This window comes from Paenibacillus crassostreae (assembly GCF_001857945.1).
Taxonomy (GTDB): domain Bacteria; phylum Bacillota; class Bacilli; order Paenibacillales; family Paenibacillaceae; genus Paenibacillus_AQ; species Paenibacillus_AQ crassostreae.
In genome coordinates, this window is the sequence record NZ_CP017770.1 from 2,119,536 (window position 1) to 2,144,578 (window position 25,043).

Here is a 25,043-nt window from a genome sequence, read left to right on the forward strand (position 1 = left end):
TTTACGTTTCTCTTTAAATTGTCTTTGTGATCTGAGACAGCATAGGTATATATTCTTCTGTTATTTCTTCACCATCTATGATTAAATCGCCTATCGTATCCATCGCGATCTCATTAATATCATCAGTCAACAATTCGGGCATCGTTCCCGCTTCATTAGCGATGTCTTGTAATGCTGATAGTCTTTGCCCCTGCTTCAGTACATACAGAACCTCTAGGTGACTCGAGTTTAGTGCATCTGCGAAGTCCTTCCATTCTTCTGGTAGTCCAGTAATATCCCAATGAATGGAGGATTCATTGATGCTAGGTATAGACAATTCTTCCTGTTGTTCGGAGAGATTGTCCTCTACATCAATATTCACAGTTAGAATATCTCGCACGAACTCCGAATCTTCCTGCAGTTGAGCGAGCTTCTCCTCATCAATAATGACGGCTGGCCCTTCTCGTTCTGGAGTTGTCTTTGTCTTCAACATTCGTTCTAGATATCGTGATACCAATGTGTCGACCTCGGGTTCAAGTTCAATTCCACGAAGTCTTCCTTTGAAATTCAGATGCTCACGCAGCTTATTCTCCGTCAGTCGTATTAATTGTGTAATGTACTCTCTTAGTGGTGCATGCTGGCTGATTCTTGTCACACTTATACTTACGAACCTACCATACAACGACTCATCATAGGTTGCACTTTGAAAGAGTTGTCGTTCTTTCTCTACCGGTGGGCCAGGATAGAATATTTCTATTAGTCGTAACCCTTGTTGCTTCGCTAAATAAGCATCCACCAAGGCTATGACCTTAGGAACATATTCCTGCAGAAGAACATCTCCACACTCATTGTAGAATTTACTTTTAATCATATCTGTATCCGATAACCGTCTCAACAAAGAGAATGGAATATCTAGAGGCTCCGAGTTAAATCGATGCATCAATTCCAGCTCTAGTTCATCACCAGATAACTCATTCGGAGCAAGTTGATATACATCTTGATATGGCATTGGAAGCCCATGGATCAGCGTGAAATCTGTAATCCATTCCAACAAATACGAGGTTAGTTTAAGATTACGTTCGCGATATGCCATCCATACATCCGACATGAGACGATAGCCTTCTATCTCATCTTTCCATCCTATACCATTAATTAATTCGTATACATAGAGAAAGATATATGAAAGATCTGTATCAGGATAACGCTGTTCACGCACTTCCCCTCTCCAATAGAAATACCACCTAGATTGCGACCCAGTCATGCTATCATAGGTAGGCCAATAATTCATATAAGGAACATACGTGGCGATACCCTCCACATGATTCTCTAACTGTCTAGCTCGCTTAGTGAACCGATGTTCTCTTTTCTGGACATCGATTTCTGCTTTAAACAGTTCAAACGATGAGAGGAAGGGCGGAGCCGGAATAGAAGTTGATCTTCGCTCAACCTGAGGAACTGCCTCCCTACGGGGAATCGGCGTACCCTTCTCCCCAAGCTCACCTTCTAATTCCATCTCTGTCATATGTAAAGGGATCGATTCCTTAACCTGAACCATAGGGAACCGTTCCATTCTCCGATAGGGTCGTGGTAGATCTTTTTTGGGCTGTTTAGGGTTATAGATGACATACTGAGATACGGTATAATCATTGATCTTCAGTAGGTTCATATGCGTAGTGGAGACATAAGATTGTGCAAAATAATCCTCTGCTGAGTAAACGGCCAGCTTAAGCCGTGATTTCATCTTCTTCAATTGCTTGAATATTTGAGTAGTACTACTCTTCGTTAGATCATCAGGTTCAAGCATGAGAATGATATCAAATGATATGCTCGCAATCTGTTGTTGCTTTGCAACATTCGGTGTCGTAATGATTACTCCGCTAGAGAGGATTTCCTGAACAATCTGATCTTTACCACCTGTCGTAAGCCAAATCGCATCCAGCAGACGCCAACGATCTTTCAGCTGTTCAAGCAAAGCCTTCTTACCTAACACAAGAATTCTAGATTCTGGATAACTCTTCAGAATATCATTCATAAACAATCGTAATTCTTCTGCGTGATGGTATGCTCCACCTCTAATACCACCGTTCAAGCCCCATTGGGTCAGAAATTTCAAATGTTCATATACAGGGTATTCACTCCCATAAGGCCATACTAGATCAGGAAATATGGTCTTACTCCAAGCTCCCTGCATACGCTCACTTCCTCGAGCAATAATCTCCGCTGGCGTGAGTTGAAAGGGTCTATCTAACATAGCACCATGTATGGTTCTTCCCATAGGACCTAGTCCAGCTTGTCTAAGTGTATCCACAGCTATATATCCATCATGAACAGGCACAAGGGGTACATCTGGCTTGATACTCCGCGAAACTTCAGCTGCCTGAATTCGTTGTGAGCCTATGTTCAACACTGGAATGGCCAAAGCTTGTCCCACACCATTGCTTAATTCTGTATATCCTTCAAGTACAAGTTCAGCTTCATGATATGTAGGGCGATTGTCATTAAGCCTAATATTCCCCCGGTTATCACCCATGTATATACCCCCTCCTTCATTATAAAATAATAGACATCCATATTTTTATCGCAGTCAATGAGATCAAGACCACCAAAGCGTATCGTAAATATTTCACATTCATTTTCGCACTAATCCGTGAACCCAGTGGAGCACCTAATAAACTTCCGAACACTGCAAAAAGAGTTGGCATGAGAACCATTGGTCCTCCTGATAATTTCCCGATTACCCCGCCTATAGCAGAAATAAACACGATCGCAAGCGAAGAGGCAATCGTTGTTCTCGTCGGAATCTTCATAATCGTTAACATAATGGGAATAAGAATAAACGCACCACCTGCGCCAACAATTCCAGATACTATCCCTGTTAGAAATGCAGCTACAATGGCAACACCTCTATTATAAGATATTTCCTCTGAATCATCTTGATATTTCCCCTTATTCGGAATGACCATGAGCACAATGGCAACAATTGCGATCACACCATAAATAACATTAATCGAATCCCCTACTAAAAATCCGGATAAGTATCCCCCAATAAGACTTCCGATTAGAATACTAATACCCATATTTAAAACAAGCCCCTTATGAATCAATGAGGCTTTATTACTTTTCTTACTCTTATGTTTGTAAGCCAGAATCCCAGCTAGAGATGCAAAGAAAACTTGAAACATACTTATCCACGATGCTTCTTGAGCGGAAAAGTTCGCTAAAGCAAAGATTGAAGGAACAAAGAGTAACAGGGGATAATTAATAATGGCTCCACCAATTCCTAATAATCCAGAAAAGAAGGATCCGACAAAACCAATGATGATCATAAGCATTAATAATATTATATCCATAGATACACCCTTATCTCTCTAACTCAATAGAATGAAGTATTTAGAGTTAGGCAATGTTAATCTAATTATACTGTACAATACGGAATCATGAAGGTATAATAAAACCAAGTAAATTCATGTGATTTGGGAGGATACTATGATAAATACATTTAAAAAATGGTTTGAGAGTAGGTGCCCGGAGTGTAATGAATTACTAACCACAGAGAAAACTGACTTGGGCATGGTTAAAACTTGCTGGGAAGGTCACTATACGGAAGAAACATACAGTTCACTTGGCGTAACTATTGTTTATGACTCTAAAGGAAACACTGAATGACAGACTTACGACAACAAAGCCGAGGTCAGTAGTTCACCTCGGCTTCGTTTACTTCATCAGCTTGAATATGCTACTAGATTGATTCCAATCCATCTTTCAACTTCACAACCGTTTGAACCTTATTTCGATACTCATGCGGAGTAACACCCTCTAATTCCTTAAACACACGCGAGAATTGCTTGCTATTCTCAAACCCCACGGACTCACCGATTACTGATAATTTAACTGAGCTTTCCACCAATAACTCCTTGGCTTTGCGAATACGTACTTTTTTCAAAAAGAGTACGAAATTCTCACCCGTATATGCCTTAAATGCCTCGCTGAAATAAGAGTAATTCAATGAAACATGATTACTTACCATCGCCATATTCAATGGTCGAGCGTATTGTTCTTCTATAAAAGCTACGGCTTCTTTCATATCACCATTCTCTGTATAGGCAGATCGCACCTGCGTAACATAGTCATTCACACTGATGAGCAGATGTTCTAACTTTCGATAATAATCATGAAAAGTCTGGAAATTGAACATATTCCCAACCTTCCGATAGAGTTTGAGCACTTCTACGGAAGCTTCCCCGTATACCATAAATATCTCATCTAAAACCTGCTCATTAATCAATCTACTGACCCGCTCTAAATAGGAAATATCGATTCGTTGTAAATGTTCTGTCTGAAAAATAGAACCGAGCAGAACCATCATGTCTCGCTCATGATCTGTACCTAGCATGTTAGCCAATCTACGAATATTCTCAAGTGGAAGTTGGAAATTCTGCCGCTCCTCCTTCACCACTTCATAATCGATATAATTAGCCTGAGGATACAAGAAGGTATATTGTAATGCCCGAACTGCTTCATGATATTGCGTTGTAATGTCCACTAATTGATACTGCTCTGAACTTAATCCCATACGTAATCCATGCCAACCCTTGACTTCAGCTAGCTTCGACAATTGTTGAAACCCATTCTTTGGACTACCAATCAACACCAATCTTCCTTCAATATCTGAAGTAATCACTTCAACTCTGTTCCCTAAAGTACTAGACAAACGTTCCACAAGGCTCTGGAGCTCATTCGTATTCATCCGGGAACCATCTTCATATTGGAAATTAACAACCGCTACTGTAAATGGCTTAATGAACTTCTCGAATCCAATTTCTAGACTATACTTCTCAAGCTGTAATTCAGATAATGGTTCCTTTTCCATCAATAGTTGCTGGATGATATTAGATCGGTGTATTTTTCGGAATAAATCACTTTCCTCAGCTCGTCTTTGAACAAGCAACTCCTGATCTGTTAGTTCTTTATTAATACGCTCCAATTGACCAAATAACTCTTCACGACGAATAGGCTTTAACAAGTAATCTTTCACCTTGTATTTGATTGCAGTCTTCGCATACTCAAAGTCATCATAACCACTTAGTATAATAATAACAGGCTCTTCACCCTTTGCTGCTAGCGTTAATTCTTCTAATAGACGAATTCCATCCATCACAGGCATGCGTATATCTGTAATCACAATATCAGCGGGCGTCTTCCGATATTGCTCGATGGCGATCTGACCATTACCTGCAAGTTGTATATCATATATTTCTGGATATTCTCTCTCAATCATTGTTTTCAATCCAAGGCGAATATTCTTCTCGTCATCAACGATCAGCAGAGTACGCTTCATGTGTACTTCCTCCTGTCAATAGTACTCTTGGGAATGTAATTAGCACCTTTGTGTAGACACCCTGTTCACTAGTTACCTCTAGTCCATATCTTATTCCATAGAATAATTGCAATCTCTGGTGAACATTCTGCAGACCAATCCCTGCACTATGAGGATCATCTGTGTGGATTCTTCGATTCAACTCTTGAAGTTGTTCCCATCCCATGCCATCTCCATTATCCGTAATAGAAATACAAATATCATCCTTCACGGTTTCAATGACGATATGAATCTTCTTACCGTTACTCTCTTCCTCATCAATAGTATCGGACCATCCATGCTTGACACTATTCTCAACGATGGGTTGAAGAGACATCTTTAAGACTTCCACTTCCATATAAGATGGCTCAATATCCATAATTAATGATATAGGGTCTTCAAAACGGATATTCATTACCGCAATATAATTCTCAATATGGCGAATCTCATCTTTTAATTTGACATACTCACCAGACCATTTAAAATTGTAACGCATCATTCCACCAAGTGAGGTTAGTGCATCAGATATCTGACGGTTATTATCTATTTCGGCCAACATTTTAATATTCTCTAATGTATTATAGAGGAAATGTGAATCAATCTGATTATGTAGCGTCCGTAATTCTGCTTCCTTGGTCAATGCCTGCTTACGAACAGCCACGGCAACAAGCTCATTAATCTTATACATCAATTTATTGAAATGGTGTGCCAGCTCACCAATCTCTCCGCCAGCACTCATGGTAATTCCAGTATAAAGTTCACCACGACGGGCCTTCTTCATTGCTTCGGTTAGTCTAACTAAATTTTTCAGAATAAACGAATTTAACACATAGACAATCACTGTGAATAAGGCGATAAACAACACATTGGCACCAATCGTTTTATTACGTATGACTGATATATCCTTAAGAACATTCTCCATAGAGACAACATTAAGCAGATAAGCACCTGTTCGTTCAATGGGCACCTGAAGGAATAAGAATGACTTACCATTCTCTTCATAATGTGTGTCCCATGTTCCTGCTTGTTGCAGTGTAACGAATCGATCATGGATGGCCTGCTCCATCGCTGTATTTTCCAATAGAATAGAATCATTAGTCCGTGTAAATATTTGCAGATCTTTATCTAGAAGGAACAATTGTGATTGATCATCATGGATATCTGAGAACGTCCTAGGCGAAAAATTCGATAATAACATATCCACTTGAATAATACCTGCATGCTTTCCAGCAATAATACTAATCTCCCTAAACAATGAGATCTTGGGTGTATTCTCTGGTATTGAACTATTCATGAGATCAAGATCATAGTCTTGGAAATACCACATTTGTTGCTCTTCTAGGCCAAATGTATGTTTATACCATGGTTCTTGATTAATTCTGTCCTCGCTGAAAATAATAGGCCAAATCTCATGTACATACTCACTAGCCGAGAACAAACGTAAGTGCTCAATATTAGGGTTATTGAACTGAATTCGCGTCAAATTTCTAAAAGCATTCATATTAAATTCAACAAGTTCCCTTGTTTGCTGTTCATTCTCATTCGTCAAGTAGTTCTCAACGTCTTTATCTAATTTTGCAAGCTGTGCCGAACGCTCCATGGACTCGATCTGGTTCATGATCTGCAATTTTTCCATCTCAAGCAGATTGGTATTCTTATTCATTGCATCTTTGATATATGTTTCGTTAAGAGAATTAAAGGAAACGACAGAGACAATTAAACTAGGCACCAAAATAATAAAAATATAAGCCAATAAAAGGCGGCTCTGTAGTGATCTACGCTCCCACCAATACAACAATGATTGTAGATATTCCGGTGTCCGTTTCATGTCTATAACACTCCCCACTCTCGTCGAAACAGCCCCGATCCCTCTCTACAGTGGGAAACGGGGCTTCACTACCTATATCTTTATTTCAAAAATTCTTCTAATTTCTTCACGTTCTCTTCATATTTACCTTGTTTGAATACATTCACCTGATCCACGCCATCTTTTTTGCGTTTCTCTTGGAATTCATTCCAAATGGTATCAAATTCAGCATCTGACTCAGCCATTAGAAGTTGTGGAAGTGTCTTGCCCCATTGCAATGCGAGCTTCGAAGCAATAATACCTTCTTCCGAATTTCCTGTTGGATCCAATAACTCGAACTCAGAAGCACTTACCGTCTTGCCCTTCGTCCAATCTTCCATTTGTTTAAACGGCTCTACTGCTTGAGGAGCCCATTGAGCTGTAATATTCGTATTCATCAACATCCAGAACGTATGTGATGCACCATATTTCTTATCGAATGCCGAACGGTCTGAGTTTAGTAATTCTAGTACCTCTGGCAGGAATTGATCTTTACCATCAATAGTATCATAACTAACGCCTTTTTCACCTAAGAATAAATCTTTATTTCCTTCTTCACTATTCAAATAACTGAGGAAACGAATGGCACGTGCTTTATCTTTTACATTCTTCGAAATTAATGTAACTGTCCATCCAGAAATACCAGGTCCATCCAGAGTAGCTGTATCCATATTAGCATTCGATGGTCCATCCACTGCAATATATACGGAATTCGGATCATTCGCATAAAGTGTATTCAACTGTGCTGCCATATCACTACGTTGATAGATCATTGCAAAGTAACGACCTTGGGCAATTTTTTCTTCCATTTGTGGGCGTTTATCAATGAAGACATCTTTGGAAAGTAACCCATCTTGGTTAGCTTGACGTAATGTTTTGAGCCATGCAATGTATTCAGGATCTGTAGAACGGTCATATAGTTGGCCATCCTTCGCTTTCGGGATCGCTAGAAGGTTCTGAATATATCCTTCAAGTGAATAGTTACCGTTCTCACCGAATTCATGTAATCCTAGTGGGATTAAGGGTTGACCATTTACCGTACCAAATTGTTCTTTAGCAGATTGTAGCGCTTTCAAGAATCCTTCAGGTGTACGCATATCCGGTGAACCAATGGCTTCGTACATATCTTTACGTACTAGAAACACTTGGTTAGATACATAAGTATCCCCATATTCAGCATAATCCTTCGGCGATGAGGATGCATTCGGATAGGCATAAACATTGCCATCATCCTTTGTATACCATGATAATTTAGCAGCATCAGATGCTGTGAAGAAGTATGGATCATATTCATCGGCTAACTCATTTAATGGAAGTACTAATTCACCATCAATCATCTTTTGGATGGAGCCTTCACCCTTATCCAATGTAATGAAGTCAGGTAGGTCACCTGAAGCAATTAACGTATTCAATTTCTCATTCTCATTCCCGGCAGGAACGATAAAATTCAGATCAACACCCGTCTTTTTCGTAATATATTGTGATGTAGCATCAACACCCCATTTATTAGCAAACCAAGAGAAATTGAGATACCAATCAAATGTAATCGGAGAAGTGTCGATCTGCCATCCCGGTTTATCTGCTGACAACTCAGCAACAGGAGTCTCTACTGCAGCTGGATCGCTATTGCTCGCGGCCTTATTGTTAGCTCCAGCATTGTTATTATTTCCTGAGGAGCAGGCTGTAGTTACTACCATTACCAACGCTACTAACAGAAACATGCTGCGTTTGAAATAACGCTTCTTGTTCATTGTCTTACCCCTTTTCATTATGATTATATCACTTATTTATAATGCACTCTTCCGTTGTAAGGCGGTAAGAGGAACTACCTTAGTCATTGATTTAACCCTTAATAGAACCAATCATCATACCTTTAACAAAGTACTTCTGTAAGAATGGATATACGAACACAATTGGAAGTGTCGTCACGACCATGGTCGCAAGTTTGATCGATTGTGATGTTACCGTCTGTGTTCCAGCACTTCCTTGCACCGCGACCATCATCTGATTCGAACTTGATTGCGCAACAACGCGATACAAATAGGTCTGGATAGGTTGTAGATCGGTATTGTTGATATAAATCATGCCTGTGAAATAATCATTCCATTGCCATACACCATGAAATAAGGCAATTGTCGCAATAACAGGCATAGATACCGGAAGAACAATTCTGAGGAAAATAGACCAATCGCTCGCACCGTCAATTCTTGCAGCTTCTTCCAATCCTTCCGGAATTTCGCGGAAGAACGTCATGAAGATGATGAGATCAAAGAAGCTAAATAAGAAAGGAATGATATATACTAAGAAATTATCAAGTAGTTGAAGATCTCTAATCAGGAGGAATGTTGGGATCAGTCCGCCTCCAAAGAATAGGGTTATTGTACCTAATAGGATATATATTTTTCCCCCTATGAGTCCTCTTCTTGAGAATGCATAAGCAACCATTGCTGTGAAAAAAACATGAGCTACGGTACCGACTGCTGTCTTGGCAACCGTCACTCCCATCGCGGTCATAATACCAGCGCTCTCAAATACGGCTTTGAAATTCTCAATGCTGAACACTCTAGGCCACCAGTAGATGCCTCCTCGCATAGCATCTGTACCCTCGTTAAGTGAATTCACTAAGACATACCATATTGGATATAAGGTGATGAAACAGATAAGGATCATACCAATCGTGTTGATTAGATCAAACAGAGCCTCACCCTTCGTTTTCCGTTGTAGCGTAAACATGAATATGAGCCTCCTTGTCTAAAACAGCGATGTATCGTTTAGTTTTTTGGTAATTCCATTCGCAATAAGTAGTAGAATCAGTGCAATAACTGACTTAATTAAGCCAATAGCAGCTGAATATGAATATCTTGCAGAGAGTAACCCCGTTTGATAGACATAGTAGTCGATCACGTTACTTGCACTATCATTCAGTGAATTACGCAAGACTAGGATCTGATCGAAGTTCGAGTTAAGCACTCCACTAACGGCAAGAATGAATAGAATACTAATGGTCGATTTAATGGATGGTAGAGTGATATACCACATTTTTTGAAAACGTCCTGCACCATCAATCGTCGCTGCTTCATACATTTCAGGAGATACACTCGAGATAGCAGCTAGATAGATGATAGCTGACCATCCAAGTTCCTTCCACAGATCTGAAGTGATGATAATCGTCCAGAAATATTTCGGTTCAGCTAGATATGTGATCGGTTGATCAATGATATTCAACCACAACAGAATGTTATTAATAATTCCCACATCAGCTAGCCATGTTGCTAGAATTCCACCTAATACGACCCATGATAGAAAGTGAGGCAGATAGGATATTGTCTGCACGAATTTCTTGAACTTAACAGACCGTAGCTCGTTAAGGAAGAGAGCAAATATGATAGGTAATGGAAATCCAATAAATAACTTAATTAGACTAATTCCGATAGTATTTCGAATGACATTCATTAGATTATCATCCTCTAGGAATTCCCTGAAATATTCAAAACCCACCCATGGTGCCTCGGAGATTGTACGAATAATGTCATAATCTTTAAAAGCAATGATAATGCCATACATTGGAATATAATTGAATATAATCATCCATACGACCCCAAGTAGTGCCATGGTCTGGATATGCCTCTGTGTGTACAATTTCCTCCACCATTTACGTTTAGGTGACGACGGAGTTGGCTGGACATGTTGTAAAGGAAGCTCTTTATTCATCGTAGGTTCCATTTCCATATTTCCTTACCTCCATGCTGTTTCTTTATCTCTGTTGAAAGCACTTACATTACACTTATAATAGTAAGTCTATTTCGTCCCAAACATAAGGCTTCAGATTTCGTTTTTAGGGTCTCATTTTTCGGATTATGTACAAAAGAACCTGACACAGAATATACTGTCAGGTTCTTTATGTGCACCATACTATCTATACCTGCTGCTATTCTTACTATTGATTCATTCCATAAAGACTTCTATAGCTTCAACTTCACCGTCGCGGATAGCTAAGGCATCTGCTCCTTGTACGATAGCACCACCGCATTCAACTATGGTACCCTCTCCTTTTAGTAGCTTCATCTTACTTATCTTCGCCGCATGACTACCGAAAGTATCTGCTCGACGAGGGTTATGATAAGTCACTAATGTGCTACCAAGAAGTGTGAAAGATACCTTCCCTGTGTCATCGAATAACCAGCTAGGTAATGCTGGGGCGAGGGTAAGTGTTAATTGTCCTTCGCTCATTATAAATAAGTGGTTACCAACCATCATCCTTCTCCACATACTAAGAAATTCTGCTGTAGATCCACTTAATCTGGCTACAAATCCTCTCCCGTGCACCTCAGGATCTGGATTCCCCCCTGTTGCAATAAAGGAAGAATTCTCTAATGTACTACGTCCATATACGGCAGGATCAAGGAAAGGAACCAGTGATGTTCTCAATTCTCCGAAATACTGTTCATAAAGGCCAGACTTTAATAGTTCTAATAGGTATTTATAAGACATGTGAAGGAAATTCGATTCTCGTTCGAGCCAACCTGGTGTAAATGCACGCATACGACCAATTTCATGTGATTCTGCGTCTAAACTTACGGATGTCTGATACATTTGCGTCGTCTGATCATACATCCCTGTCTTTTTAATGCGATGATAGATTTCCTTGACCTGCTGCGGATCCTTTAATGTCTTCATCCAGCGCGTTGGACCTTCAAGGAAATACGGCAATACATGAACTTGAAAACTCTTCACTTTTGCTTTTGGAAGACCATGATGACCAATAAGGGGCTTACCATCTACACCTATTATTTCCTCAAACTCTGTAGCTTCATAGCGTAAATACGTAGGTGTAATTCCATTACCTAGTTCTACAGCTTTCGTGATTCCTTCATCAATCTTGACTAAAAAGATAGAGAAATCTTCCTCAATTGTTCTCACAGAAATTTCACGTTCCACACCTGTAATCCCAAACCGAATACGGTCCCGATAAGCTTCACGCGCGGAAGCCACCCTGTCCCAATACGTGTACGAATCTAAGTTGCCCTCTCGATAATCTCTAACCGCTTGATGGACAACTTCCAGAAGATCCACGATCTCCTCTGGTATACGAACTACTCTTTCTTCGAGCACTTTCATACTATCCAGAAGAAATGTGATCATTCGTTTCAATTCGAAAGTCTCACTCATTCCCGAGCCTATCAATCCCGGGAGTCCATTCATGGCATCATTCCAGCCAGGTTTATTTGCTTCCATCTCGACACCCATACCGTGTGGATCCAGACATGTAAACTTATTGAGAGCTAGTGAGACCATTTTGACAAAAAGGTTAGTACTATACACATCCCCTTTGCCTCCATCGGTCTGCAACCAATTCGTATCGCCCATAGATCTTCCAAGCTGCTTTAACTTCTCTTCATCCTCAACTAAGGCATCGTACTGCCGAACTTGATTATGAATCACGACATATTTCTCTGTCCGAGGTTGAATTTGGGCAGCACTATCATAAAATGTGTACGTATCATCTCCAAAGAGAAGTTCTTCTTTTTTATCCGGAAAAATATCCAAATAACTGTCCACTAAATCCATGTTATACGTCCAATGATCACTCCAGAATCCTTCACCGAAACCGGCTTCGAAATTCTGCTGCGAAAGAGCCAATACGCCACTTAGTAAACGTTCTTCGCTAACCTTCAGTTGAACGCTTTGGTCAGCAACATAATTGATAATCTGCCCAGGTGTGAATTTATCGCTACATAATGCCACGAGTTCATCATGATGATCTTCAACCGCATCTACAATCCACTCTTTAAGCTTCAATTTATTCTCAACTGTAACCTTGAAGCTACATCCCTGTACGCTAAGTGGGTTATAGCCATCCGCCTGCATCAGACTAAAGAACATTTTGATATTAAAGTATCCAACTTTGGGATTAAAGAAAACATCATTTCGACGGTTCTGATTCATATCACGGAAGTTCCCATTCCCCTGCGAGTAATACTCTGGTGCAAGTGAGAAGAAATTATAATCCCGCTCCAAATCCCCATGCTTACGAGAGTACAGATGTACCACAAACCCTTCACCCTCATTGTCAAAAATAAACGGATACCCTCCACGCAAGAAATTATCCATGTAGGACTGCCCTGCGTAAGCATCGAATATTTCAGATGACGTATGCGTAGCGATGTCTGCCGTCAATTCTTCAACGATACTGCCTGCTTCTACTTTTTTACGAGAAATGTATTCCGCCGTGCATATGATATCTGCCTTAGCATTAATTCTCTCAATATCATTAACATGACCAATAATCGTGTTTAGAGATAGACTTTCGCCAGGAGCAAGTTGCTTCGCAACCCCACTGAAACCACAAGGGACTTTATTGACTGGATATTGTGGCTGTTGAGCTAACTCCGCAAGCGTGCTTGTCGCAAAGTTATCTGGATACATCAGTGAAGTATTTCCTCCAAACACAACTTCGAAATCTACAATCGGAGCTAGCCGCTTACCATCGTCTGTGAAGGATAGATAGAAATGTCCACTTGTAACTTCACTAACTCTTGCCTCATCCTCCGTACTCGATCGCACATGATAGAAAGGAATTCTATTCTCCAGATTATAGACTTCCATCCAACTACGAAGTAGATTACCAATCTCTTTAAACCCACCATTCTGTACACCATAGGGAAGAATCTCAGGCATCCCATCAAGTAACTCGATTTGGAGTGGTTTATTTCCGATATTCACGATCTCAACTTGCCGAACTAGTGCGGCATAATCATCATTCGGTAGGTGGAAATAATGAACCGTTGTCTTCAATCCATGGCCTGCATGGATCTCTTCAATCATAAGTCCATTAGGAGATATTCTCATAGTACGTGAAGCTTGTGTATCTGGTCGAGCCGATTGAAAAGGCTCATAAATATCTTCTTTTCCAGCTATTTTGATAAACGTCCGAAATCCATTCGCAGCGACACTCTTATAAGTAATACTCGCTGGAGAGAATTCCATGATTGCTGAATTTTTATCACGAATCCCAAAACTACATACCCCTTGACCCCGGTTCACATAGAACGTCCACATGGGAATGCCTTTAAGCCCCGCGATTCCTGGTAGGAAGCTAGAGAAAGGTTTCGCTTGATCAAATTCCTCTATTACAAATGAATTTTTCTCGTAATAATATTTAGGCATGGTATTTCACTCCTATTCAGAAATTATATAAGTCGCAATGGAATGAGGTTGTAACTCCGCTTCTAGCAATCCTTCGCCTAGACCGATGGTTGCCTTCTGTGTCTGATCACTCTCATTCATCATAATTACCGCTATGCTACCATCAGGATTCTGGAATGCTATGGACAATAGGTTATCTACCTTCGAATGGTTCCCAATACGCACAGCGCCAGGAGCGATATACTTACTGAAATGTCCAATGTAATAAAATGAGCTATTGTAATGAATCGTATCTGTCTTCGTGTCTGCAATAATTGGGGCATCACAATAGTTACCGACATGGTTAGGACCACCCATCTCATCTAGCACAATATTCCAGTCCAAGTATCCTTCTGTCCAGTTAGTCAAGTCACCAATGATGTTTCTACCGTATCTTTCTCCTGTGAACCATTCACCAAGCTTGACGCCACCTTCTTGGCATCCTTCTGTAAACAATAGATGTTTATCCGGGAATAAATCATGTACCTTCCCTACATTTTCGAATTCCTCACTCACGTACCAGTGCACCCCTGTACCCCATACATACTTCGCCGCTTCAGGATCAGACAATATAACGGATGCACGTTCCACAATGATATCTCGGTTATGATCCCAGATGATGATATTGACATCGGCAAGCCCCTCTTGATGCATTACAGGCCCTAGATGATTCTTTACGAAATCACGTTCATCTTCGGCACTATAGATACAAGAATCCCATGTTTGCACTGCAGCTGGTTCATTCTGAACACTAATTCCCCAGATTGGAACACCCTCTTGGCGATATGCTTTGATGAACTTCGTGTAATAACGTGCCCAGACGTCGCGGTATTCCTCTTTCAGCTGACCCCCATTATTCATTTCTCCATTCGTCTTCATCCAAGCCGGTGGGCTCCAAGGGGATGCCAACATGGTGAACTCTCCACCCTTAACTTTCATCGCATCTTTAATCAGCGGAAGTACCCATTGATGATCATGGGATATATCGAATGTGCCTAGCTCCGTATCGTTATCTTCTACATACGTATAGTTACCAAGTGCGAAATCGCAGCTGTGTATGTGTACTCGCCCAATCGAATAACCCAATCCTTCTACCGGATCGAAATAGCTTTTGATCACTTGTGCCCGTTTTTCCTTGCTCACACGCGATAATGTATACGCAGCAGATTCCGTGAATGCGCCTCCAAAACCAATAATATTCTGATATGTGATGTTCGGATCGAGCTCAATATCCGCTACTTCGCGTGCCGTTCTTTGCGGTAAAGAAGTAATTCCCTTATCACTCAGACGTTCTCCAGAATCTTTAGCTGTTAGGATCGTTTTAACTTGTTTCATTTGTATGCAACTCCTTATTATATACGGTTCGACACCGGTTTCGAAAAATACAAAAAAAAAGAATCATATAGGTTCAAAACTTTTGTATCATGTCTGTTTATTAACATAACCACATGAATCTCTAACGACTAATTTCACAGGCAATACTATAGCTTCTAGCGGCTGCGTAGCGTCGTCAATCGACCGAATTAACATTTGTGCAGCCTCACTTCCCATCATTATTGCATCTTGACCAATCGTTGTCAGAGCAGGCGTAATGTACTGAGTAAGGTCAATGTTATCAAATCCTATTAGAGATAGATCTTCTGGAATCCGCAGCCCACATTCCCTCGCAGCTCTCATCGCTCCTAATGCTAGATGATCCCCTGCCGCAAATACAGCCGTTGGCCGCTCTTCTAAATCCAAAAGCTCCATCATCGCAGCGTACCCGCTCTCAATCGAGAAATACCCGCTATGAACAACATAGGCATCTCTCTTCTCCAAGTTCAACTTGGACATTGCGAGTTCATACCCTTGTTCACGCTTTGCACCAGCAAATGTATTCATTCCACCTGAAATATGAGCTATTCTGCGGTGTCCCAGCGAGTATAAATACTCCACTGCCAGAAAGCTACCTTCTAAATTATCCGAATATACGGTATGTGCTTGTGGTGTTTCATAATCTAGAATGACGCATGGAATATCACTGTCCACAAGCTCTTTGAAATAAGGATCTTCATAATCCGATAGCACGACAATTACGCCATCCACACCTCTAATCTTACAATTCTCCAAATAGCCACTCTGCTTCCCACCAACATCCTTAGAAATAAACATCAGTGCATATCCCTTTTCTACAGCAACTTGCTTGAAACTTTCAATGACTGCACTAAAGAAAGGATGCTGCATTCCGATCCCGGAGGATTCAACAAATAATACTCCGATGGTCCAGGATTTCTTGGTTGTCAAAGTACGTGCATGCGCATTAGGCAAATAACCGAGCTCCTTGGCAGCTTGTAGGATAGTCTGACGTGTCTGTTCCTTTACATCTGTGTAATTATTGAATACTTTTGAAACTGTTGTGGGTGAATACCCCGTTTTCTTAGCAATATCATAAATAGTAGTCAATCGGGAATTCACTCCTGTTACTTACAAATAAAAATGATTATGGCAGATTCTTAATTGCATTCTAATCTTTTAGCTGGTGGTCGTCAATAACAATTAAGCGGTTTCAACTAGATGAACCGGACCTTACATCTCAAATCCTAGATCTCCACAGACGCCAAATACCATATACGACGACACCCGCCACACATACACCAATTAATATTGCCGGTAGCGATTCACCCAACTGATTATCCTCTAGGGTTGATTCAGTTGGAGCAGAAATTCTTGTAACAGGAACTTCTTTATCTTGTAGAAATAATAGTTCTGCACCTGCATCAGCAACCTTCATGGTTGGAGAACAAAGTGGGTTTTCCCATCCACTATCACTTTCTCTTAGATAAAAGAGATATTCCTCACCGATCTCACTTGGTCCATGCAACGATCCCCAGGTTATATTCTCCTTCACCGATAAATGTTCTTTATCAATTTTTTTGAAACTTTGGATTACCTTTAATTTGATGATATTGTCATCTTTCTCACGCGTCACATCTTCCACATGTCCTATAATGATCCCGTCATATTCTGCGTAACCTTGCTCACCTGTCGGCATTTCCGCGCAAGATAGAGCATGCGTAGTTGTTGGGTTGACCATCAATACAAAAAGGATCGACACCACCATAAAAATTATTGCTTTTTTCAATTGACAACACCTCCTTTCCCTTCAGACGAAGAAGATAGCGAAATGTTGCTAGTAGATTTTTTTGTAACTTCACACAGGCTAATGATCAAAGAATTTCGTTTCTAATTTCTGAACATGAACCATGTTTTCAGCCGGTGCAGCGAATTTGTAATTTCCACTATCATCGAAAATGGAACCAACGATAGCTTCGAAGTCTCTTGTCGCTTTTAGTGTAATTTCGTTAGTCCTTATATGATTAGGTCCATCAAGATGAATGACAATACGTTCTACATGGTAGAGCTTGCGATTCAATCGATCTTTGACTCGTGTCAGGAAGGGTCTTATTCCCGGATCATAGGAGATATTATCTGTTACTGTCCCTGTAAAAAAGGCATTATGGTTAGAAATTTCATAAGTATCTTCATTCAAACGAATCGTTCCATCGATCAAGTCATCATAAAACAATCTTTTCTCCAAAATAATATCTAATGAGATGTTGATCTTCTGCTCGCTATTCTCCCCGTAGCTTACGCCTGAGTACTGTTGGGATATCCTCACAGTTTCACTATAAATATTGACGTAGACAAAGGTAGTACACAGGATCACTACGATAATTATGGATAGGATTACAGCAGGACGCTTGAACCTTCCCATCATACTCAATCTCCTCTCTGACAATACTCCCTTACAATGGGTGTAGTAGCTAGCAATTTTTATTAGCATTTCACACCAAAATGAATGATATATTATACATGTATACTTAGATCAGGAGGGATTATTTATGGAATTTAGACTCATTAGAGAACATGAACTTAAAGAGGCTGCGTTTTTAGCAGAGGAAGTATTCTGTGATAATGGTGAGCGTTATATGGAATACTCTTTCCCTTCTTTATTTCGTCCAGGAGTGAGCCACTCATATGCTGCGTTCAGCGATCAAGGTAAGCTTGTGTCCTTCATCGGGATGGTTCCCGTGATGATTCATTCCGGAAAAGCACGTATATCTGCATATTCAATCGGTGCGGTCTGTACAGAACAAGCATATCGGGGACAAGGAATTGCAAGAAAATTACTAACTTTATGCCAACAACATGCCAAAGAAGCTGGTGCTTCATTAATGTTCATTTCAGGCGATATTCCTCTATATACGAAGGCAGGAAGTATGACATTCGGTAAATCCGAAAAATATAGTATTCATGCAAACGCTGCTGAACAATTAGAGAATCAACCAACGACGTGGACGTACTCTGAAATGGAACCACAAGATTTATTTGCTATTCATGCTTTAATATTACAGAACCCCGCTGCGATACAATGGGGTATCACTGAACTTGCTCAGTTCATCGGTGCAAGCCCGATGGCTAATATTTATCAGATGAATCAATACGTCCGCGTGGCGAGAACGTCTGAACAAGAGATCGTTGCTATTGCTGTATTCGCTATACCAAGAGTGGATTCCCCAGATCGTGCTGGAATGCTAGTTGAATACGCAGGATTACCATCAGCTGTAACCGCATTGATATCGCATTCCTTTACTCAATTTGAAATCGAATCATTAAGCGTAACTATACCTTGGCAAGATAAAGAACTAGCGAATCTATTGCAGTCTGTTCATGCCAATGTAGAGCAACAAGCTAATGCGGGTACCGTTCTTATTGTCGATGGGGCTACATTGATTACCCAAGCCGGCTATGATATATCTACCACCAATGAGACTGCAATATCCATCCTTCCCGATGGTCGTTATAAGTTACATACACAACATAAATCATCAGTTATTGGTGGTAACCCAGAGCTATGTTCACTCTTGTTCAATCCCGATTCAGATGTGGATCAGCTAGAAGATACGAATCTTCCAACTATAGCATTACCTTATATGTATGGATTGTATTTTATCTAACAACCAGCTACGGTAGTAATAGACATTAATCTATGGTAAAGGGGAAATTAAAATGAGTAGCAGTATTAAGCATATGGTCATATTTAATCTACATTCCGGGAAAGACACACCTGAAGCAGAGGCATTCCTTAAAGATAGCGCCACTGAGCTAGCAGCAATTCCCGGTGTACAACAGTTCGAAATATTTCATCAAGTCAGCATTAAGAATGAGTATGACTATGGTTTCTCTATGATTTTTGCTAATCAAATTGCTTATGATACCTATAATAATCATCCTGTACATCAAAACTATGTCGCAACACGCTGGCTCAAAGAAGTGAGCCAATTCCAAGAGATCGATTTCATCAATTATTAAATTGAAATAACTAGAGGATGACTTCTGATACTATCAGGAGCCATCCCTTTTCTTCGTTATGCGGTATACTCAGTGATTGATATTAAAATCTCTTGATGTATCCTTACTCTTGATACATGGGTAAATGTACGGTAAACAGCGTACCTACGCCCACTTCACTTTCCACTGTAATATTCCCATTGTGATCTTCAATAATTTTTTGACATAGTGATAATCCTAGCCCAGTTCCATCTTCTTTCGTTGTATAAAAGGGATCAAAGATTCTATCTAAGCCATTCAACGGGATTCCTTTTCCATTATCACGGACTTGAATGACAGCCATGTTCCCTTCTCTTCTGAGTATAAATTGTATGTGACCTGCCCGTTCCATAGCCTGAATGGCATTTCGAATCAGATTAATGAGCACCTGAATAATCTTATCACGATCCATCCATACCATAATATCTTGATTGGTAGCTTCCATTTCTATGTAGTGTCCATATGATAATGCTTCAGATTCACAAAGCGAATATACTCTCATCATACTGTTTGCAATGATTTCAAGCTTCATGTTACTCACATGCGGTTTTGAGAATTGTAAGAACTCCACCGTTAATTCGCTAACCCTTGAAATTTCACCCATAATAACTTCATACCAAGGCTGAATATTATATCCTGAATTCTGAGAGAGCTGAATAAAACCTTTAATTGAGGTTAGTGGGTTCCGTATTTCATGTGCCATTCCAGCTGCTAATTCCCCAACCATCTTCATTTTGTCTGTACGTAATTGTTCTTCCTGCCGATTGAGCCAATACTCACGCCTCATTTGATAAATTCGATCCTCTCCTATTTGGATCAATTGTTGAAAAGTGTCCGCTTCCTGCGGAAAATGCGTGATGCTGAAGGTTACTTGGATGCCTAAATTCCCAAATTTTAACTTGTCGTCAATTTGTTCTGTGGGCGGTAGAATTAGTGCAAAATGATCTCCGCTATATCGGGATGCGCCCAGATGGTTGGGGAATCGTTCTTGTAAAGCAAGAGAAAAGTTAATTAATATTTCATTGGCGTTTATAATCCCCTTGGCATTTAGAGATTTGAAATTATTAATATCAAACATAACAACCCAGAATTCCTTTTTTGTATCGATGTTCTTTTGGATTTTTTTTATGAAACCTACATAATTATTGAAGCCTGTTAGTGTGTCATGGTCAGTAAGATAATTATTTTGCTTGGTCAATTGCCTTCTCTCAGTTTCAATGCGTACAATGACGTGGAATAATAAGATAATGACGATTGAAGTGATCATATCATATACAGTAACTAACAAATTATAGGTTGTGGTGGGTACATAACTGAGCCGGATGAGTGAATATTGAAGAATGACTAGGAAAGCGACTGGAATGGTATCCCGAAACCTTACTTTATGCTGTATCAAGTACAATATCATGATGTAATATAGTGAAATGGACCAATTCAAATGGCTAGTATAGTGGAAAGCCCCTAAAAAAATTAATTGAGTATATTTAAACCAAGTATATTTTTGATCCAAAATCAAACTAACTATTAACATTAGAGCAAATGTAATCATGAGAACAATATTGGGTGATTTATTAAGGAACACAGTGGATATCATAATGAGTACGGAGATCACAGGAACACAGATGAACTTGATAATTTTAATAAGCAGATGGAATCACACCTCATGGACGGAATTGTCTTATAATTTCTTATTTAAGCATATTCTACCTTTAGATTCCATTCCCTCTATATTATTTATCAAACTTATTATGAATATTGCCGGTTTAAAGACAAATAATGAGGATTGCTCCTTCATCATTTGTCTCTGTGTTATTTAGCGTTCACTCAAAACACTTCAGTAGCTCCAAAGCCTCTTCATGCTGTGGTTCCAAGACCAACGCTTCGCGTGTATATCCTAGTGCCGCCTCTTCCAGCCCAAGCTCGTAACAGCAAATGGCAAGACAGTATAAGACTGTCGATACCGGCTCATCTTCATCTGCTTGTACGGATAATTCTAGGAATTGCTTCGCATCTTCATACATGTCCATCTCGAACAGTAACAATCCAGCGTCCAGCGCTAAATCATAACGTTGCTCCATCTCATAGTAGGATGACCACATCAAATGTATACCTCTTTGGATATCTTGCATTTCTTCATCGCTGGCCTCTGGTAGTAAGTTCGAGATCACTTTGGCACTCTGGATGAAAAACTCTGCATCATATCCACCTAAACGCCAAAAGGCTAGAATTTGTTGCAATTCCATTGTATCCACTTGCCGATCTACCCATTCCTTCATACTGAAGAAATCATCCGGTCCAAAACGTTCGATAAATCGTCGGTAAGCCAATCGCGTATTGACATAATTTTTTGGTGTTTCCAACATTAATATACAGCCGACATTGATATTCTTATAATGATGTGTGGTGAAAAGAGATTGAGCACCTTTCTGCTCCAACACATGTTGAATCGCATGATAGTTGGCCGTTAAAGAGAAACTTCCATGATGAATTAACTGAGGTGGCTCTGCAAATTTCCAGTTCTCTAATCGATGGTCACCTTTATCCGCTGTAAGCAGTATAAACCCCGCCTGCGACAGCTGCTCCAACCGCTCAAGACAGCTCAATCCTACTACCGGAAATAGGATATGCGAGTCCTCAAGCTCCTGCTGATATAATGTAATTACTTCGTGATAGGGGTAGGTCACTTCTTCATATTCAGGTGCTCGACGATACTCATAGTTCAGTGTCATTTCTTCTAAAGCTACTGATGGATCAAGCTGATCAAAGTTCTTGGGGTACGTAATGAATACATCGCATTCGAAGATTTCCCCATCGCCCACATAGATCAACTCTTGTGGAATACTATCAAAGAAATAATTAGCGACGATGATTAGCGGCTGCTCTAGATCACCTGAAGTAATGGTTCTTTGAGTTACAATTAAATGAAGTTCTGTGTCTTGCATGGCATCAAACTGTGCGAAATCCAACATTCCCTGTTGAATAAAGGATTGCATCGCAGGATGATTTCTCCATCCATCTATATTTTTCAACGCCAGATCAGTCATTACATATTGAAAAGGGGGCAGTTCAATACCCGCATAATCTCTTAGCTCGCATAATTCATGCAATACTTGGAAAGCAAGACGACCCGCTCCCGCTCCCAACTCCAGAATCATCACAGGTTCAGAGATTTCACCTCTCCCTGCCCGATCTTGCAGGAATCCAAAAATCATTTCTGCGTAGGCAGTAGCAATCATCGGATTGCTTGTTATATATTGTGGAACTTGATCATTATTCCAAGCCTTCATTCCTTGTTCTTCATAATAAGTCCGCTGTAAATCCCAGATGGGTGCTTCGCTAAAGCGGAAGCTCTGTTGTTCTTTATCTGCCATTCACTATATCCCCTAATCATATTGATGTCCTATGGGTGTTACGATCCCATCCATACTTGTTGAGTTTTTTTTCTTTTTATACTCTTCCAAACCTTCTTCGCCCTTCTTATCTGCCCATTCTAACAGTAAATTTCTTTCTCCTGCAAATGAATAAAGCGGCACACTAAATCCACAAGATGTTTTTACTATCTCAATATTAGATATTATTATTTGTCTAGCACCAGGAAGTATATTGAAATGTTGAGCGGTCTCCTCCCATTCTTGTGTACCCGGTAAGATCACCGTTCCATCTCCATATAACCTTAATATCAAAGGATTTCCTTCAAATGAAATGAACATATAGGTCATTCGATTGTTAACTGAGAGGTGTGCACTTGTCTCATTCCCACTTCCAGTTAAATCAAGATACGCCACCTTGTTAGGAGATAGGATTCTAAATACGTCATGACCTTTAGGTGAAATATTAACATGTCCATGATCTGCGGCAGTTCCAACGAAAAACATCTGTTGTTGTTTGATGAATAATTCATGTTCTGGTAAAATAGCTTGAAAATTCTTTCCCACATGGATCACCCGCCTTGCTCATCCAAATTTATACTTCAACTTCAAATATTGAATCCACGATGATGGGTAGATTATCTCTGACTGAAACGGCTCCAAATACTGAGCGAGCATGACTACCCTTATCACCAAATACCTCTAACATTAAATCGGAGAATCCATTGAGTACTTTATGATGTTCTTCAAATGATGGCTCTGCATTCACAAATCCTTGCGCTTTTACTACTCTCTTCACTTTATCTAATGATCCTAGTGCATCCTTGAGGACAGCAATTATTTCTATTCCTGTATTACGAGCAAAATCATACCCTTGCGCTGTTGTATATTCATTTCCTAATTTCCCTTTGGGATGTCCACTCGGTCCCTTTCCTGATACAAACATTAATCCATTTACAATTACAAAGTTAGCGTACTTTCCAGCTGGATCGCTTACATTAGGTAATACAATGCCTAAGGATTTCAATTTTTCTTCAATGGTTCCATTTATCATATTGGACCTCCTCGTTAAACCTCTTCAAAATGTGTTATCCATTTCTAGACTAACTCTATTTAACCATTCTTTTACCGTCTCTGAGAACAGAATATCCTGTTCAATATGCAAATTATGACCGGCTCTATCAAGTAAAACAAATGATGCCCTAGGATACATTTCGATAATTTTCCACAAGTCGCGATAACCTACAATTGAATCTTGTCTTCCTGTCAACATCAGAGTTGGTTTCATATACGGATTTTCAAGAACATCCACATTGAAACTAAAAGAAACTTGCTGACCTAGATTGTTTTTCAAAAATGATTGGTCGGCAATTTTTAGACCTGGAAGAATTTCCTCTTCAAACCTCTCCCATACTCGTTTATTTTGAATTGCGTTTATTCCTCCAGCTTCGAAATAATTTCTATCCTCTATTGTTAGACTTTTCAAGAGAATATCATCTTTATCAAATATCTGAAAATGAGCCCCATTTTCCTGTAGTGTTTCTTGTTCTGCGACAGGGCATATTAAAAGAAGTCCGTCCACAATCGAAGGTTGTTTATGTATGATTCCTCTGGCTAAATAGCCACCATAGGATTCTCCTGCTACGACAAAATGTTGGTTGGGGATGATAGCATCAATAAAGCCAAGAACCACTTCAAGCATTTGATCAGAACCAGTAATCCATTCTTCTCCTTTGGTTTGTCCCATCCCAGGTAAATCAAAGTATATACGCTTCCAAGCTGTATCCATCGTTTGAAGGATAGGTTCCATGCACCCTTTCATCAGCCTGTGGTCGGGACCCCATCCATGAATCATTACAAGCGGCGTACCTTCACCATAAACTTCATAATAAATATTTATATCCTTAACTGTACATTGCATTAATCTACTCTCCTTTGT

General features: G+C 39.9%; 19 protein-coding genes. 2 read left to right on the top strand and 17 right to left on the bottom strand.

Translation table 11 applies throughout. The features are described 5' to 3' along the window. Positions 1 to 13: 13 nt before the first annotated feature. The 12 genes from LPB68_RS09945 to LPB68_RS10005 all read right to left on the bottom strand — a co-directional run bounded on the left by LPB68_RS09945 (position 14) and on the right by LPB68_RS10005 (position 18,123). On the bottom strand, positions 14 to 2,509 hold the full coding sequence (locus LPB68_RS09945) for a TerB N-terminal domain-containing protein (protein ID WP_068660014.1): 2,496 nt from the start codon (positions 2,507 to 2,509) through the stop codon (positions 14 to 16). A 19-nt stretch (positions 2,510 to 2,528) separates the two neighbouring features. After that, the gene (locus tag LPB68_RS09950) at positions 2,529 to 3,329 is read right to left on the bottom strand and encodes a sulfite exporter TauE/SafE family protein (RefSeq protein ID WP_068660016.1); all 801 of its coding nucleotides are present in this window, start codon (positions 3,327 to 3,329) and stop codon (positions 2,529 to 2,531) included. Between the two features lie 389 nt (positions 3,330 to 3,718). Next, on the bottom strand, positions 3,719 to 5,317 hold the full coding sequence (locus tag LPB68_RS09960; protein ID WP_068660020.1) for a response regulator: 1,599 nt from the start codon (positions 5,315 to 5,317) through the stop codon (positions 3,719 to 3,721). After that, complete coding sequence (locus LPB68_RS09965) at positions 5,292 to 7,163, bottom strand: sensor histidine kinase (protein ID WP_068660022.1); 1,872 nt, start codon at positions 7,161 to 7,163, stop codon at positions 5,292 to 5,294. The genes LPB68_RS09960 and LPB68_RS09965 overlap by 26 nt, the downstream gene beginning before the upstream one ends. A gap of 80 nt (positions 7,164 to 7,243) precedes the next feature. Continuing rightward, positions 7,244 to 8,932 carry a type 2 periplasmic-binding domain-containing protein gene (locus tag LPB68_RS09970; protein ID WP_068660024.1) on the bottom strand — a complete coding sequence of 563 codons (1,689 nt, stop codon included), beginning with the start codon at positions 8,930 to 8,932 and terminating at the stop codon, positions 7,244 to 7,246. A gap of 91 nt (positions 8,933 to 9,023) precedes the next feature. Further along, on the bottom strand, positions 9,024 to 9,914 hold the full coding sequence (locus LPB68_RS09975; RefSeq protein WP_068660026.1) for a carbohydrate ABC transporter permease: 891 nt from the start codon (positions 9,912 to 9,914) through the stop codon (positions 9,024 to 9,026). Positions 9,915 to 9,932: 18 nt separating this feature from the next. Then, on the bottom strand, positions 9,933 to 10,892 hold the full coding sequence (locus LPB68_RS09980; RefSeq protein ID WP_232510277.1) for an ABC transporter permease: 960 nt from the start codon (positions 10,890 to 10,892) through the stop codon (positions 9,933 to 9,935). 234 nt (positions 10,893 to 11,126) lie between these two features. Further along, on the bottom strand, positions 11,127 to 14,348 hold the full coding sequence (locus LPB68_RS09985; protein ID WP_068660028.1) for a cellobiose phosphorylase: 3,222 nt from the start codon (positions 14,346 to 14,348) through the stop codon (positions 11,127 to 11,129). Positions 14,349 to 14,360: 12 nt separating this feature from the next. Next, on the bottom strand, positions 14,361 to 15,701 hold the full coding sequence (locus tag LPB68_RS09990) for a glycoside hydrolase family 30 protein (RefSeq protein ID WP_068660030.1): 1,341 nt from the start codon (positions 15,699 to 15,701) through the stop codon (positions 14,361 to 14,363). An 87-nt stretch (positions 15,702 to 15,788) separates the two neighbouring features. Continuing rightward, on the bottom strand, positions 15,789 to 16,808 hold the full coding sequence (locus tag LPB68_RS09995; protein ID WP_068660032.1) for a LacI family DNA-binding transcriptional regulator: 1,020 nt from the start codon (positions 16,806 to 16,808) through the stop codon (positions 15,789 to 15,791). Positions 16,809 to 16,938: 130 nt separating this feature from the next. Beyond that, positions 16,939 to 17,487: a hypothetical protein gene (locus LPB68_RS10000; RefSeq protein ID WP_068660034.1), complete on the bottom strand. Its 549-nt coding sequence runs from the start codon at positions 17,485 to 17,487 to the stop codon at positions 16,939 to 16,941. A 78-nt stretch (positions 17,488 to 17,565) separates the two neighbouring features. After that, the gene (locus LPB68_RS10005; protein WP_071193209.1) at positions 17,566 to 18,123 is read right to left on the bottom strand and encodes a hypothetical protein; all 558 of its coding nucleotides are present in this window, start codon (positions 18,121 to 18,123) and stop codon (positions 17,566 to 17,568) included. Positions 18,124 to 18,247: 124 nt separating this feature from the next. On the opposite strand from LPB68_RS10005, the gene LPB68_RS10010 reads away from it, so the two are divergent. Next, a complete protein-coding gene (locus LPB68_RS10010) occupies positions 18,248 to 19,363 on the top strand; it encodes a GNAT family N-acetyltransferase (RefSeq protein ID WP_068660038.1) in 1,116 nt (371 codons plus the stop codon). Positions 19,364 to 19,415: 52 nt separating this feature from the next. After that, positions 19,416 to 19,718, top strand: a complete 303-nt coding sequence (locus LPB68_RS10015; RefSeq protein WP_068660040.1) for a Dabb family protein — start codon at positions 19,416 to 19,418, stop codon at positions 19,716 to 19,718. Positions 19,719 to 19,821: 103 nt separating this feature from the next. Here LPB68_RS10015 and LPB68_RS10020 read toward each other — a convergent pair whose 3' ends face one another. The 5 genes from LPB68_RS10020 to LPB68_RS10045 all read right to left on the bottom strand — a co-directional run bounded on the left by LPB68_RS10020 (position 19,822) and on the right by LPB68_RS10045 (position 25,025). Continuing rightward, complete coding sequence (locus LPB68_RS10020) at positions 19,822 to 21,132, bottom strand: ATP-binding protein (RefSeq protein ID WP_232510269.1); 1,311 nt, start codon at positions 21,130 to 21,132, stop codon at positions 19,822 to 19,824. A gap of 424 nt (positions 21,133 to 21,556) precedes the next feature. Beyond that, positions 21,557 to 23,107 carry a tetratricopeptide repeat protein gene (locus tag LPB68_RS10030; protein WP_068660047.1) on the bottom strand — a complete coding sequence of 517 codons (1,551 nt, stop codon included), beginning with the start codon at positions 23,105 to 23,107 and terminating at the stop codon, positions 21,557 to 21,559. Between the two features lie 12 nt (positions 23,108 to 23,119). Then, positions 23,120 to 23,671: a pyridoxamine 5'-phosphate oxidase family protein gene (locus LPB68_RS10035; protein WP_068660049.1), complete on the bottom strand. Its 552-nt coding sequence runs from the start codon at positions 23,669 to 23,671 to the stop codon at positions 23,120 to 23,122. A 28-nt stretch (positions 23,672 to 23,699) separates the two neighbouring features. Next, complete coding sequence (locus LPB68_RS10040) at positions 23,700 to 24,158, bottom strand: RidA family protein (protein ID WP_068660051.1); 459 nt, start codon at positions 24,156 to 24,158, stop codon at positions 23,700 to 23,702. 24 nt (positions 24,159 to 24,182) lie between these two features. Next, positions 24,183 to 25,025, bottom strand: coding sequence for an alpha/beta fold hydrolase (locus tag LPB68_RS10045; protein ID WP_068660053.1), 843 nt, complete (start codon positions 25,023 to 25,025; stop codon positions 24,183 to 24,185). Positions 25,026 to 25,043: the final 18 nt, after the last annotated feature.

What these genes read in the sequence shown, in the direction of transcription:
- LPB68_RS09960 (WP_068660020.1), bottom strand. Translation starts at nt 5,317, where the DNA reads ATGAAGCGTACTCTGCTGATCGTTGATGACGAGAAGAATATTCGCCTT.
- LPB68_RS09990 (WP_068660030.1), bottom strand. Translation starts at nt 15,701, where the DNA reads ATGAAACAAGTTAAAACGATCCTAACAGCTAAAGATTCTGGAGAACGT.
- LPB68_RS10010 (WP_068660038.1), top strand. Translation starts at nt 18,248, where the DNA reads ATGGAATTTAGACTCATTAGAGAACATGAACTTAAAGAGGCTGCGTTT.
- LPB68_RS09965 (WP_068660022.1), bottom strand. Translation starts at nt 7,163, where the DNA reads ATGAAACGGACACCGGAATATCTACAATCATTGTTGTATTGGTGGGAG.
- LPB68_RS09975 (WP_068660026.1), bottom strand. Translation starts at nt 9,914, where the DNA reads ATGTTTACGCTACAACGGAAAACGAAGGGTGAGGCTCTGTTTGATCTA.
- LPB68_RS10015 (WP_068660040.1), top strand. Translation starts at nt 19,416, where the DNA reads ATGAGTAGCAGTATTAAGCATATGGTCATATTTAATCTACATTCCGGG.
- LPB68_RS09985 (WP_068660028.1), bottom strand. Translation starts at nt 14,348, where the DNA reads ATGCCTAAATATTATTACGAGAAAAATTCATTTGTAATAGAGGAATTT.
- LPB68_RS10040 (WP_068660051.1), bottom strand. Translation starts at nt 24,158, where the DNA reads ATGATAAATGGAACCATTGAAGAAAAATTGAAATCCTTAGGCATTGTA.
- LPB68_RS09980 (WP_232510277.1), bottom strand. Translation starts at nt 10,892, where the DNA reads ATGAATAAAGAGCTTCCTTTACAACATGTCCAGCCAACTCCGTCGTCA.
- LPB68_RS09970 (WP_068660024.1), bottom strand. Translation starts at nt 8,932, where the DNA reads ATGAACAAGAAGCGTTATTTCAAACGCAGCATGTTTCTGTTAGTAGCG.
- LPB68_RS10030 (WP_068660047.1), bottom strand. Translation starts at nt 23,107, where the DNA reads ATGGCAGATAAAGAACAACAGAGCTTCCGCTTTAGCGAAGCACCCATC.
- LPB68_RS10045 (WP_068660053.1), bottom strand. Translation starts at nt 25,025, where the DNA reads ATGCAATGTACAGTTAAGGATATAAATATTTATTATGAAGTTTATGGT.
- LPB68_RS10005 (WP_071193209.1), bottom strand. Translation starts at nt 18,123, where the DNA reads ATGATGGGAAGGTTCAAGCGTCCTGCTGTAATCCTATCCATAATTATC.
- LPB68_RS09945 (WP_068660014.1), bottom strand. Translation starts at nt 2,509, where the DNA reads ATGGGTGATAACCGGGGGAATATTAGGCTTAATGACAATCGCCCTACA.
- LPB68_RS09950 (WP_068660016.1), bottom strand. Translation starts at nt 3,329, where the DNA reads ATGGATATAATATTATTAATGCTTATGATCATCATTGGTTTTGTCGGA.